The organism is Streptomyces sp. URMC 127 (genome assembly GCF_051386535.1).
In the GTDB taxonomy this organism is placed as follows: Bacteria; Actinomycetota; Actinomycetes; order Streptomycetales; family Streptomycetaceae; genus Streptomyces.
In genome coordinates this window covers 21,348-34,287 of the sequence record NZ_JBPQTW010000054.1, presented here as the reverse complement: position 1 = coordinate 34,287, position 12,940 = coordinate 21,348, and the positions used below count along the sequence as shown (strand labels likewise).

The window sequence follows — 12,940 nt, the reverse complement described above, 5'->3', positions numbered from 1 at the left end:
CAACTGGTGGATCCTGCTGATCGGCCGCATCCTGCAGGGCCTGGGCGTCGGCGGCGTGCTGGCGCTGGCCTACCTGATCGTCGGCCTCGCCTACCCCGACGAGCTGCGGGCCCGGATGCTGGCCCTGGTGGCCTCGGCGTGGACGCTGCCCGCCCTGCTCGGCCCGGCCATCGCGGGCGCGATCGCGAGTGCCTCCAACTGGCGGGTGGTCTTCCTCGTCCTCGTCCCGCTGGTGCCCGTCGCCGCCCTGCTCACCCTGCCCGCCATGCGCAGGCTCAAGCCCGCGGGCGACGGCGCGCCGGGCGAGAACCGGCTGCCGCTCACCGTGCTGCTGGTGCTCGGCGTCGGCGCGCTCCTCGCCGGCCTGGAGAACCGCAACCTCGCGGTGCTCGTGCCGCTCGTCGTCGCCGGCGTCGCCATCACCCTGCCCGTGCTCGGCAAGCTGCTGCCGGCGGGCACGCTCACCGTCCGCCGCGGCATGCCCGCCGGCATGATCGTGCGCGGCCTGGTCAGCGCCGCCTACTACGGCGGCGAGTCCTTCTTCCCGCTCAGCATGACCCGCGTCCTTGGCCTGAACACGCTCGGCTCCGGCCTCGCGCTGTCCGCGGGCGCCCTCACCTGGGTCAGCGGCGCCTGGCTGCAGGCGAAGCTGGACACCCGCAGCGGCGGCAAGGGCCGGCACGCCCGCGTCGTCCTCGGCTTCGTCCTGCTCGTGGCCGGTGACGCGCTGATCGCCCTGTCCGTCGGCACCGGCCTCAGGAGCGTCCCGCTCGCGATCGCCGGCTGGGCCGTCGCCGGCCTCGGCATGGGCTTCGTCTACCCGGCCGTCACCACGATCGTGCTGTCCCTGGCCGACAAGGGCAAGGAGGGCGCGGCCAGTTCGGGCCTGCAGCTGTGCGAGACGCTGTCCGTGGCCGTGATGACCGGCCTGGGCACCGCCATCACCGCCTACGGCTCCTCGCACGACTGGTCCGACAGCCGCGGTCTCGGCATCATCTACGTCATCGCCGCCGTCTGCGCCGTCCTCGGCATCGCCGCGGGCCTGCGGACCGCCGTCCGCAGGCGCACCGGCGACGGCGGGGACGACGCTCCCGCGAGCCCGGAAGCGCTCCGCGAATCGGAGCGAACGGCCTGATCAGCGGCCGGATTCGGCCCCCGCGCGGACCCGGTTCGGTACGCGGCCCGGAAAAGCTTCGGTCGCTGTACCGGGCCGGTCCGTGCTGTCCGCGGCGGCCGCCTCGGTGATGCTGGAGCGACCGGTGCGAGTGACGCGCCGGGCGCGCAAGCATCTCCCTGGGAGGGAACAGTGCCCGAAGTGCTGAACGGTGATGTGCTGACCGGCGAGGCGCGGGCCCTGGCTCCGGCGGGCGGCCGCCGGGGCGGGGCCCGCGTCCGGTCCCGGGTGGAGATCCCCCTCCACCTGCCCGACGGCTCCTGGCAGACCGCGCACGTCATCACCTTCGACGGGCTCTCCGACGGCCTGGAGCACATCGCGGTGTCCTACACCCGCCACCCCTCCGTCCCGCTCGTGCGGGTCCACTCGGAGTGCCTGACCGGCGACGTCCTCGGCTCGGGCCGGTGCGACTGCGGCTCGCAGCTGGACGAGTCGCTGCAGCGGGTCGCCGAGGAGGGCGGCATCCTGCTCTACCTGCGCCAGGAGGGCCAGGGCCGCAGGGACATCAGCCTCTACGACAAGCTCGACGCGTACAGCGTCCAGGACCGCGGCCGCACCGCCGTGGCCGGAGGCCACGGCCTGCGCCTCGCCGACGACGCCCGCGACTACCACGCGGCCGCCCAGATGCTCCGGGCCCTGGGCGTGTCCCGGGTCAGGCTGCTGACCAGCAACCCGGACAAGGTGCGGCAGCTGAGCTGGTACGGGATCGCCGTCGAGGAACGGCTCGACTTCGCGGGCCGCGGCGCCTGAGGAGGGCCGGGCGCCCGCCCCGGGAGCTCACCCGGCGCGGGCGCCGGACCAGGCGGCGGTCTCCTCGGGGCACTCCGGGCGGTCGGAGCCCGGGGCGCCCTCGGGCCGCGCGAAGTACTCCGCGAGGCCGGAGCGGCCGGTCACGGCCAGCTTGCGGTAGACGCGGCTCAGGTGCAGCTCCACGGTGCGCTGCGTGACGAACATCTTCGCCGCGATCTCCCGGTTGGTGAACTTGGCCACCGCCATGAGCGCGACGCGGCGCTCGGTCGGGGTCAGGGCGTCGATGCCCACCTCGGTCGGCCGCCGCGGCCGGGCGCCGGCCGCCAGCAGCTCCTGACGGGCCGTCTGGGCCAGCACGGCGGCCCCGCACTGCTCGGCCAGCGACTGCGCGCGCCGCAGGTGCTCGCGCGCCTCGCCCAGCCGGCTGGACTTGCGCATCAGAATGCCCAGGTCGGTCAGCGCCCGGGCCAGGTCGAGGCGGGCCGCGGACTCCTCCAGCACCTCCACGGCCTCCCGCAGCGCCTCCTCGCCGCCCCGCCCCTTGGCCAGCAGCCCGGCCGCCCGCAGGGCGCGGCCGGTCGCCCGGCGGCCGCCCCAGCGGCGGGCCCGGGCGAGCTCCTCGTCGACGAGCGCGAGCGCGGCCTCGCGCTCCCCGAGCGCCGCCTGCACGAGGGCCGCCTCCGAACGCCAGGACAGCACCGAGGGGTTGAGCTGCCCGGCGGCGCCGAGCCGGCGGCCGCACTCCAGCAGGTCGGCCAGGCCGGCCCGGGCGTGGCCGCACGCCACGCGGAGCCGGCCGCGGTGGAAGAGCAGGGCCGCGAAGGCCGCGCCCTCCGGCACGTCGGCGTCCAGGCCGAAGTCGCTCAGCGCCCGGTTGGCCTCCCGCAGCTCGCCGGTCTCCAGCAGCGAGGCGACGACCGCCGCCATCGCCTGGCCCGTACGGCTCCAGTGCCCGCACGGCGAGGACCCGGCCGGCTCCAGGGCCGCGCGCGCGTCCTCCAGACAGCCGGCCACGTCCCCCGCGCGGTAGCGCACTTCGGCGCGCATGCTGTGGGCGATGGTGAGCAGCGTCCGCGAGCCCTCGGCCCGCGCCCGGTCCAGCAGCGCCCGGCACTCGGACAGGGCGAGCTCCAGCTCGTCGGCGCGCGCGAGGACCTGCAGGGGCACGGTGCGGGTCGCGATGCGCCAGTCGAGGCTGACGTGTTCCTCCTGCAGCGCCTGGCGGGCCTGGTGGACGGCGCGCTCGCGGTCCTCTCCGCGCCGCGAGGAGCGCAGGGCCGAGAGGCTGAGCATGGTGTGGCGCTCGCCCGGGGTCGCCGTGACCGACGGCGGCAGCGCCTCGGCGGCCCCGGCGCAGTCCGCCTCCACGGCCGCGTCGACGGCGTGGTTGAGCTCGCGCAGCAGGCACCGCTCGGCCCGCAGGACGTGCGCGGCGTCCTCCTCCTCGCCGCTGCCCGGTTCCGCCATGCCCTCCAGCAGGACGTCCTCGGCCTCCTCGGGGCGGCCCAGGAGCTGCAGGGCGTGGGCGATGCACAGCCTGATGTCGGCGCGGCCGGCGGCGTCGGGCTGGAGGCCGAGGGCCTGCCGCAGGTGCTCCACCGCGGCGGCCGGGTCGGCGGCGAGCTCGATCCGGCCGAGGGTGCGCAGGAGCTTGCCCCGGCACTCTCCCTCGCACTCCTCCAGACCGCGGTGGAGGTAGGCGCGGGCCCGGTCGGTGTCGCCGCGCTGGATGACCTCCCCGGCCGCCGTGTACAGCACGGTGCAGGTCCAGTGCAGGCCGAGGGTGCTGCGCACGCGCAGCAGCTGGGCGGCGACGCGCTCGGCGGGGGCACCGGATTCGTGGAGGAGCTGGGCGGCGCGGGCGTGCAGGGCGTCCCGGCGGCTGGGCGGGATGCGGGCGAGGACGGCGGCGCGCAGGACGGGCCGGGCGAAGCGGATCACGCTGTCCTGCCCGGTGAGGGCGCCGGCCCGGACGAGGGCGTCGACGACGTCGGCCGCGCCCAGCGCGTCCAGCCCGAGCAGCCGGGCGATGACGGCGGTGGTGGCGGAACCGTCCAGGACGGCGGTGGCCTGCAGGACCGCCGCGGCGCCGGGGTAGGCGCGGTCGTAGCGCGGCAGGAGGGTGTCGGCGACCTCCACCGGGGCGAGGTCGCAGACCCGGTCCGCGGCCGCGGCGTCGGGGCGCAGGCCGTGCAGGCGCATCACGCGGAAGAGGGCTTCCAGGAGGTACGGGCTGCCGCCGGTGGCGGTGCGGCACGCTTCCACGAAGCGGGGGTCGGGGGTCTCGGCTCCGGGGGTGCCGGAGTTGTTCGCGCCTGCCGCGAAGTCAGGGGCGGCGAAGGCGTCGGCGGCGACGCGGGCGGTGTCCTCGGCGGACAGGCCCCTTAACAGCGTGCGGTGGCGGAACGAGGAGAGCACCTCGGCCAGGACGGGGTCGCCAGGGGTCTCGCCGAGGGCGACGGTGGCGACGAGCGCGACGGGAGTGTTCTCCAGACGGGCCATCAGGTAGCCGAGGCAGCGCAGGGAGGCGGTGTCGGCCCACTGGAGGTCGTCGATGGCCAGCATCAGCGGGACGCCGGTGGACAGCAGCCGGGCGAGCGGGTGGACAGCAGCCGCCGGGCCCGGCGCGTGGGGAGCGGGGCAGGGCGGGCCGGCGTCCCAGGGTTCCGGGGCGGCCGCGTCGGGGGCGGCGCCGGCCAGGAGGGTCCGGGCGCCCTCGACGAGCTGCTGGGCGATGCTGTACTCGACGTCCTGCTCGGAGGCGCGGGCCCGCGCCGACAGCAGGTGCAGGCCGTGCTCCCCGGCCTGGTCCATGGCCCGGCGCAGGAGCGTGGTGCGCCCCATGCCCGCCGTGCCCTCGATGAGGATGCTCTGGCCGCGGCCGTCGCCGGCGGCTTTCAGGATGTCGTGCACGCGCTTGCCCTCCCCGTTGAGGCGGCGGGGCCTTCCCGGAGCCGCATGCCACTCCCCCGGGTCCCCCGTTTGCCGGCCCGGTCTTTGCTGCCGTGATGCCGTGGGTAGTGATGTGTCTCAGGAGGCCGGACCGCGAAGTCGATGACGTTAACTCATATGAACAAGCTGACCAATAGTTGGTTCACCGTAGCTTATGGCGATACAAGAGGTGACCCTAACTTGAGAGTTGGGGCATTTCAACCGGCATGACTGAGCCACGGACGCCGCGTGCCGCGCGGCGTCCGTGGCTCGGGGGATGCGGGCCCGCAGGCCCTGCCGGAGAGCCGCGGGGCGCGGCCGGCGGCGAGTCGGGAGGGCGGGGCGCTAGGGGCGCCGCGTGCCCTGTTCCAGCTCCCGGAGCTGGCGGATCATGTTGGCGGCCATCCGTTTCCCCTCCGGGGAGAGCGCCGCGAGGTCGCCGCGCAGGTAGACCGCGCTCACTCCGGCCTCCGCCATGGCCTGGTCCAGCTCACGGCCGGCCAGGACCTCTTCGTCGATCATGCGCCGGGCCACGTCGTCCTCGGTGAAGTAGGAGACGGGCACGTCGAAGTAGGCGGCGAGCGCGCACAGGTGGCGCAGCGTCGGGTTCGTGCGCTCGCCGCGGTGCAGCTGCCACAGGTACACGCTGGAGAAGGTCTCGCCCGACTGCGCGGCGATCTCCGCCGCCAGCTTCTTGTAGGACGGCTTGCCGTTCTCGCTGGGCCCGGCACGCATCTTGAGCAGGTGGTCGAGCTTCTGCGCCACCGTGAGGCGGCGCCGGTCCGGACCGTCCCTCTCGTCACTCATCCTCTGCCAACCCCCCTCTGCACGACATCAGTTTAGGCACGAAAGGCAGGGTCCCGCGCCTGCGGGCCCCGCCGTATCCTGCACCATCCCGCTTCCCCGGTGCGCCGTCCGGGCTCCGCTTCCCGCCCGGCGAGCGCCGCCCTCCCCCCGGGCGCGCACTCGCTCGCTGTGATCGGACATGCACTCAGCATGTCGCGCGAGTCCGCTCCCGCGCAGGAAAACGCGTGGGCTCACCCGCGCTCCCCGCGCAGCAGGCGGGCCGCGACGCCGAGGTCGGACACCAGGCCGGCGTAGGCCTCGGCGCGTGCCGCGGGGTCCGAGCGCAGTACCGCGGAGGGGTGGATGGTCGCCACGAGGCCGCCTTCGCCGTCCGCCGCTCCTTCCGCTTGCCCGGCGCCGCCGGGCTCGGGCAGCGGCAGCAGGACGCCGCGCTGCTGCGTGACGCGGAAGGAGGGGCCGAGCAGGGACTTGCCCGCCGTGGCGCCGAGGGCGACGACCACCTCCGGGTCGATCAGCTGCAGTTCGGAGGTGAGCCAGGGCCGGCAGGCACTGATCTCGCGGAGGCCGGGGGTCTTGTGGATGCGGCGCTTGCCGCGCTCCTGCTGCTCGAACTTGAAGTGCTTGACGGCGTTGGTGACGTAGGCCTCGGCGGGGTCGATGCCGGCCTCCGCGAGCGCCCGCTTCAGGACGCCTCCGGCGGGGCCGACGAACGGCTCGCCCCGGCGGTCCTCCTGGTCCCCCGGCTGTTCGCCGACGAGCACCACGCGCGCGGAGGCCTCCCCGGCGCCGAAGACGGTCTGCGTGGCGTCGCGGTAGAGCGGGCAGCCGCGGCAGCCGGCCGCGGCCTCCCGCAGGCGGCGCAGGTCCGCCTTCTCCGGCACGAAGGGCGCCGCGTCGTAGGCTTCCGGGCCCGGGCCGGGCATCAGGCCTCCGCGGCCTTGCGGAACTCGGCGAGGGCCGCCGCGCAGAAGGCCTTGAGGTCCGCCGGTTTACGGCTGGTGACCAGCGTGTTCGGGCCGCCGGTGCAGACCCTGACCTCCTCGTCGACCCAGGTGCCGCCCGCGTTGCGGATGTCGGTGCGCAGGCTCGGCCAGGACGTGAGGGTGCGGCCGCGCACGACGTCCGCCTCGACGAGGGTCCAGGGGGCGTGGCAGATGGCGGCGACGGGCTTGCCGGCGTCGAAGAAGGCCCGCACGAAGGCGACGGCCCGCTCGTCCATGCGCAGGAAGTCGGGGTTGGCGACGCCGCCGGGCAGCACCAGGCCGTCGAAGTCGCCGGCGCGCGCGGTGTCCACGTCCTCGTCCACGGCGAAGGTGTCGGCCTTGTCCAGGTGATGGAAGGCCTGGATCCGGCCCGCCTTCGTGGACACCAGCCGGGGCGCGCCGGCGGCGTCCATGACGGCCTGCCAGGGGTCCGTCAGCTCGACCTGCTCGACGCCCTCCGGTGCGGCGAGGAATGCGATCCGCATGGTCATGCGCTGTCCTTTCGTGTTCGTGGGCCCGCGCGGGCGGGGGCTGTTCAGTCCGGCAGCTGCGGCAGCACCTTGCTGCGGTAGAAGTCGAAGAAGCCGCGCTGGTCGGGGCCGATCTGGTTGATGTAGACGGTGTCGAACCCGGCGGCGGCGTAGGCGCCGATCGCGGCCAGGTGGGCGTCCAGGTCGTCCCCGCAGGTCACCGCGGAGGCGACCCGCTCCACCGACACCAGCTCGCTCGCCTGTTCGAAGTGGCGGGGGGTCGGGAGGATCTGGTTCAGCTCGCCGGGGAGCTGCTCGGTGGCCCACAGCCGGTGCGCCGTGCGCACGGCCTCGTCGCGGTCGGTGCCCCAGCACACCTTGAGCCCGCCGTGCACGGGCTTGGCTCCGCCTCCGCTGCGCCGGAAGCGGTCCACCGCCTCGGCGTCGGGGGCCATGGTGAGGAAGCCGTCGCCGATGCGCCCGGCCAGCTCGGTCGCGGCCGGCCCGAACGCCGAGACGTCGATGGGCACGGGCTCGTCGGGGACCGTGTACAGCCGGGCGTTCTCGACGGTGTAGTGCTTGCCGTGGTGGCTGACCTCGCCGCCCTCGAAGAGGGCCCGCATCACCTGGACGGCCTCCTGCAGCATCTCCAGCCGCACGGCCGCCTGCGGCCAGGCGCCGCCGAGGATGTGCTCGTTGAGCGCCTCGCCGCTGCCCACGCCGAGCCGGAAGCGCCCGCCGAGCTGGACGGAGGCGGTGGCGGCCGCCTGGGCGACGACGGCCGGGTGCATCCGCATGATCGGGCAGGTGACGGCGGTCCGCACGGGCAGCGACGTGGCCTGGGAGAGGGCGCCGATCACCGACCAGACGAAGGGGCTCTGGCCCTGCTCGGAGTTCCACGGATGGAAGTGGTCGGAGATCCACAGGGAGGTGAAGCCGGCCTGCTCGGCCATGCGCGCCTGTTCGACCAGGTCGGCGGGGCCGTGTTCCTCGGTGGACAGGAAGTAGCCGTATTCCGTCATCGGGGGTGACCTCCTGGAGGCGGGGCTTCCGCACCCGGGTAACCACTGGGGGCGGACGGGAAACACCCGGGCGGGAAACGTACGGGCGGAAACGTACGGGCGGGAAGCACCCGGGCCTTGAGCCGTCCGGGCCGTGGGCCGTCACGCCGCGCCTGCGGCCCTTCGGCACCGGCACCGGCGCAGGCCCCGGCTCAGGCGCAGGGCCCCCCGGGCCGCGGTGCCCGCGGTGAGCAGGGCGGCGGCCGCGACCAGCGCGGGGTGCCGGGCCAGGGCCGCCTGCGGGGAGTGCGCGTGGGACTGCTCGTCGAAGGCGCCGTGCGCGCCGAAGTCGGCTCCGCCGGCGTCGTCCACCGGCTGCCACAGGTTGTGCGGCCGGTCCGCGCGGGCCTGCTCGTCGGTCTGCTGGGAGTCGATGCCGGTACGGGCCAGGTAGCGGTCGAGCAGGGCGGGGGCCGCCTTCTCGGCCAGGATCGTCGCGAGGGTCGAGCCGCCGACGTAGTACTGCTTGCGCCGCGGGTGACCGGCGGCGTGCACGACGGCGCGGGCGGCGACCTCGGGCTGGTAGATCGGCGGGACGGGCTGGGGATGGTTGGGCAGTTTGGACAGCACCCAGGAGAACTGCGGGGTGTTCAGCGCGGGCATCTGCACGACCGTGACGCGGACGCGGCTGTGCCGGGCGAGCAGTTCGGTCCGCACCGCGGAGGTGAAGCCGTTGACGGCGTGCTTGGCGCCGCAGTAGGCGGACTGCAGGGGCACGGACCGGTAGCCGAGCGCCGAGCCGACCTGGACGACGGTCCCGGCGTCGCGCGGGAGCATGCGGCGCAGCGCGGCCCGGGTGCCGTGCACGCAGCCGAGGTAGGTGACGGCGGTGACGCGCTCGTACTCCTCGGGCGTGATCCGGGTGAAGGGCGAGAAGACGGAGGTGAAGGCGGCGTTGACCCAGACGTCGATCGGCCCGAACTCCTCCTCCGCGGCACCGGCCGCGGCCTCCACCTGCGCGTGGTCGGCCACGTCGGTGGGCAGCACGAGGGCCTTGCCGCCCAGCCGGGTGACGTCGGCCGCGGCGGCCCGGAGCCCGGTCTCGCCCCGGGCCAGCAGCACCACCCGGTCGCCCTTGCGGGCGAACAGGCGGGCCGCCGCGCGGCCGGTCCCCGCGCTGGCGCCGGTGATGACGACGGTGCGGCTCATGGGGGCTCCCTTCCCTGGGGCGGCGGGCGGTGACCGGCCGGGCGGTCAGCGCACCCGGTACGGTTCGGCGCGGCCGGCGAGCATGACCAGGCCGTGGCCCGGCGTGCCCTCCTCGCCGGGGCGCACGGATCCGCCGCCCGGGTCGAGGGCGCCGGCGAAGAACAGCGATTCGATCCTGGTGTGGTCGTGGAACCACTCCAGGTGGCGCAGGTTGGGCACGGCGGCCGCCGCGTGGGCGTGGACGTGGGGGGCGCAGTGCCCGGAGATCTGCACTCCGGCCGCCTCCGCGAGGGCGGCGGCCCGCAGCCAGACGGTGATGCCCCCGCAGCGGGTGGCGTCGGCCTGCAGGCAGTCCACGGCGCCGGCTTCGAGCATGCGGCCGAAGTAGGAGAGGGCGTAGCCGTACTCGCCCGCGGCGACGTCGGGCAGGGCCGCGCCGCGGATCTGCGCCAGGCCCGTGAGGTCGTCGGAGGAGACGGGTTCCTCGAACCACAGGACGCCGTGGGCGTCCAGGTGGCGGGCCAGCCGGACGGCCTGCTTGCGGGTGTAGGCGCCGTTGGCGTCGACGTAGAGCTCCACGCGCTCGCCGATGCTGCGGCGGGCGTGGGCGACGCGGTAGCGGTCCCGGTCCTCGGCGGCGCCCCACCCCTCCCCGATCTTGATCTTGACGCGGGGGATGCCGAGCTCCTCTGTCCAGTGGCGCAGCTGGCGGTCCTGGTGCGCGTCGTCGTAGGTGGTGAACCCGCCGCTGCCGTAGACGGGCACGTCGGTGCGGCAGGCGCCGAGCAGCCGTACGAGCGGCAGGCCGAGCAGCCGGGCCTTGAGGTCCCACAGGGCGATGTCCACGGCCGAGATCGCGCCGGCGACCAGGCCCGGCCGCCCGGCGTTGCGTACGGCGCGGCTCATCGCCTCGTTGGCCGCCGGCACGTCGAAGGCCGGGCGGCCGGTGACGACGTCCGCGAGGTGACCGGTGATCACGTCGGCGGTGGCCGGGGAGCCGTAGGTCCAGCCGGTCCCGGTGGTGTCGCCGGAGCGCACCGAGGCGAGCACCATGGTCGTCGCGTCCCAGGACAGGGTGCCGTCCGCCTCGGGCGCGTCGGTGGGGACCGTGTAGACGGCGGCCTTCACGCCGTCGACGACCGGGTCGCTGCGGCCCGGCCCGGTCACCGGGGGGCTCCCGCGGGTGCGCGGAGGCCGCTGCGCGCCCCGGCGGCCAGCCGGGCGGCGGCGCGGTCGACCAGGGCCATGATGGTCAGCGCCGGGTTGGCGCTGCCTTGCGTGGGCAGCACGCTGCCGTCGGTCACGAGCAGGTTGGGTACGGCGAAGGTGCGCAGGTCCGCGTCCACGACCCCGCTCCCGGGGCCCGCGGCCATCCGGCAGCCGCCGACGAGGTGCGCGTACCGGTCGATCGTGATCACCTCGGTGGCGCCGGCCGCGCGCAGGATGTCCTCCATGACGGTCCGCGCGGCGCGGACGAGCATGCGGTCGTTGTCGCACTGGCTGTAGGAGAAGTGGGCGACGGGCAGGCCGTAGCGGTCCTTCTCCTGCGAGAGGGTCACGCGGTTGTCCGGCAGGGGCAGCAGCTCGCACAGGGCGCCCAGGGTCGCCCAGTGGACGTAGTCGCTCATGTAGGTGCGCAGGTCCTCGCCCCAGTGGCCCTGGGCCGCCACGTGCTCGGCCCAGACGATGGGCAGCGGGGAGACGGTCTGCACGGAGAAGCCGCGCCGGTACGGCTTGGCCGGGTCGGTCTCGTAGAAGTCCTCGGTGGTCACTTCGGGCGGCGGCGCCTTGTAGGCGCGCACCTCCTCGGTGAACCGGCCGGAGGTCTGCGGCGCGCCCTGCACCATGACGTACCGGCCGACGAGGTCGAAGTCGTTGCACAGCCCCTCGGGGAAGCGGCGGCAGGCGGAGTTCAGCAGCAGCCGGGGCGTCTCGATGGAGTAGCCGGCGACGGCGACCATGCGGGCGCGCTGCAGCCGTTCGCGGCCCCGGTGCAGATAGCGGACGCCGGTGGCCAGGCGGCCCTGCGCGTCCAGTTCGATGCCGGTGACCATCGCGTCGGCCCGGATCTCCGCCCCGTGCGCCAGCGCGTCGGGCACGTGCGTGATGAGGGTGGAGGCCTTGGCGTTGACCTTGCAGCCCTGGAGGCAGAAGCCGCGGTAGACGCAGTGCGGCCGGTTGCCGAAGCGGCCGTTGGTGATGGCGACCGGCCCCACGCGCGCCTCGATGCCCAGGGCCGCGGCACCGCGCAGGAACACCTCGCCGTTGCCGCCGACGGGGTGCGGCGCGTGCGGGTAGGGGTGCGGGTCGCCCCACGGCCAGTACTGCCCGGCGACGGGCAGCTCCTGCTCGATCCGCTCGTACGAGGCGCGCAGGTCCGCGTAGCGCAGCGGCCAGTCGGCGCCCACCCCGTCGTCGGTGAGCGTGGAGAAGTCCGACGGGTGGAAGCGGGGCGTGTAGCCGGCGAAGTGCGTGGTGGAACCGCCCACGCCGCGCCCGGAGTTGTTCGAGCCCAGCGGGACCGGGTCGGCGCCGGAGATGACGCGCGGATCCGTCCAGTACAGGTGGTGCGAGCCCGCCTCGTCGCTGACCCAGTCGGTGTCGGGGTTCCAGAACGGGCCGGCCTCCAGGCAGACCACGGACCAGCCGTGGCGGGCCATGCGCTGGGTGAGGGTGGCGCCGCCGGCGCCGCAGCCGACGACGACGAGGTCGACCTCGTCGTCGTCCTCGTAGCGGCGCATGGTGTCGATGAGGGCCGGGTCGAAGCGGGTGTCCCCGCGGGGCAGGAGCCAGGCGGACGCGTTGCGGTCGCGCAGACGGCCGGTGGGGGCGGCGGTCAGGCGGAGTGTGCCGAGTGCGGCCCGGGCGGCTGCGGCCGGGCCGCGAGCGCGGTCGCTTGCGGGCCGGTGGTCGGTTGTGCCCACCCGTTCCGCCCCAGCGGAACGACTGCCCACAACCTGGTCGGAGCCCGTCACCGGGTCTACCTGGTGCTGGTCCGGGGTCTCCGTCGGTTCCCTCTGGTCCAGGCCCAGGCGGAGGTAGCCCCGCGGGTAGGCCGGGCCGCCGAAGCCGATCTCGTTCCAGGCCCAGGGGTGGGAGTAGAACGCGGTCGCGGTGTAGCGCGTCCACAGCCCCCACACGTGGCCGGCCGGCATGCCGTGCCACCGGGCGCTGCCGGTGTCGCGCACGGCCTGGATGAGGGCGGCCTGCCGCTCGCGCGCGAGGCCGGGGAAGGGCGTGCCGTGCAGGGCGCGGGCGTCGTCGTCGAGGGCGGCGAGCGAGCGCCGCCAGGCCTCGTCGTCCTCGGGCATGTCGGCGTACCGCCAGCCGTCGGTCTGCATCTCGGCGAGCCGGGCGTCGATCATCTGCAGGACGGGCACCCGGGGGTCGTCCCACTGCGCGAGCAGGTGGTCGAAGAGCGGGCGGGCCACGGCCTCCTCGGCGAGGGTGAAGAACCGCAGGTCCGGCGGCATGGCCGTGCGGGCGAGGACGACGCCTGAGGTGGCGGGGTCCCACGCGCCGCTGCGGGCCAGCACGTTGTGGCCGGGGAAGCGGTGGCGGCGCCGCCCGGGGACGGGCGCGCCCGCGCGGCCCGGGTCGCCGCGGCCCCGCACG

10 protein-coding genes are annotated in these 12,940 nt (G+C 75.2%); 2 read left to right on the top strand and 8 right to left on the bottom strand.

Features of this window, described 5'->3' with window-relative positions; all coding sequences use genetic code 11:
* Both ACSNOH_RS14580 and ribA read left to right on the top strand, forming a co-directional pair.
* On the top strand, positions 1–1,135 hold a 1,135-nt coding region (locus ACSNOH_RS14580), incomplete at its 5' end, for an MFS transporter (RefSeq protein ID WP_436721732.1).
* A gap of 180 nt (positions 1,136–1,315) precedes the next feature.
* Positions 1,316–1,924 (top strand): GTP cyclohydrolase II RibA, encoded by a 609-nt coding sequence (gene ribA, locus ACSNOH_RS14575; RefSeq protein ID WP_436721731.1) that lies wholly within the window; start codon positions 1,316–1,318, stop codon positions 1,922–1,924.
* A gap of 27 nt (positions 1,925–1,951) precedes the next feature.
* Here the strand turns inward: ribA and ACSNOH_RS14570 are convergent, their stop codons facing one another.
* The 8 genes from ACSNOH_RS14570 to ACSNOH_RS14535 all read right to left on the bottom strand — a co-directional run bounded on the left by ACSNOH_RS14570 (position 1,952) and on the right by ACSNOH_RS14535 (position 12,939).
* Positions 1,952–4,837 (bottom strand): AAA family ATPase, encoded by a 2,886-nt coding sequence (locus ACSNOH_RS14570; RefSeq protein WP_436721730.1) that lies wholly within the window; start codon positions 4,835–4,837, stop codon positions 1,952–1,954.
* Positions 4,838–5,200: 363 nt separating this feature from the next.
* Positions 5,201–5,662 (bottom strand): hypothetical protein, encoded by a 462-nt coding sequence (locus ACSNOH_RS14565; RefSeq protein WP_436721729.1) that lies wholly within the window; start codon positions 5,660–5,662, stop codon positions 5,201–5,203.
* A gap of 230 nt (positions 5,663–5,892) precedes the next feature.
* Positions 5,893–6,585: a UdgX family uracil-DNA binding protein gene (locus ACSNOH_RS14560; protein ID WP_436721728.1), complete on the bottom strand. Its 693-nt coding sequence runs from the start codon at positions 6,583–6,585 to the stop codon at positions 5,893–5,895.
* Positions 6,585–7,130: a type 1 glutamine amidotransferase domain-containing protein gene (locus tag ACSNOH_RS14555; RefSeq protein ID WP_436721734.1), complete on the bottom strand. Its 546-nt coding sequence runs from the start codon at positions 7,128–7,130 to the stop codon at positions 6,585–6,587. Before ACSNOH_RS14555 ends, ACSNOH_RS14560 begins: the two co-directional genes overlap by 1 nt.
* 50 nt (positions 7,131–7,180) lie before the next feature.
* Positions 7,181–8,137 (bottom strand): TIGR03557 family F420-dependent LLM class oxidoreductase, encoded by a 957-nt coding sequence (locus ACSNOH_RS14550; protein ID WP_436721727.1) that lies wholly within the window; start codon positions 8,135–8,137, stop codon positions 7,181–7,183.
* A 141-nt stretch (positions 8,138–8,278) separates the two neighbouring features.
* On the bottom strand, positions 8,279–9,325 hold the full coding sequence (locus tag ACSNOH_RS14545) for an SDR family oxidoreductase (RefSeq protein ID WP_436721726.1): 1,047 nt from the start codon (positions 9,323–9,325) through the stop codon (positions 8,279–8,281).
* Between the two features lie 45 nt (positions 9,326–9,370).
* Positions 9,371–10,492: an enolase C-terminal domain-like protein gene (locus ACSNOH_RS14540; protein WP_436721725.1), complete on the bottom strand. Its 1,122-nt coding sequence runs from the start codon at positions 10,490–10,492 to the stop codon at positions 9,371–9,373.
* On the bottom strand, positions 10,489–12,939 hold the full coding sequence (locus ACSNOH_RS14535; RefSeq protein ID WP_436721724.1) for a GMC family oxidoreductase: 2,451 nt from the start codon (positions 12,937–12,939) through the stop codon (positions 10,489–10,491). The genes ACSNOH_RS14540 and ACSNOH_RS14535 overlap by 4 nt, the downstream gene beginning before the upstream one ends.
* Position 12,940: the final 1 nt, after the last annotated feature.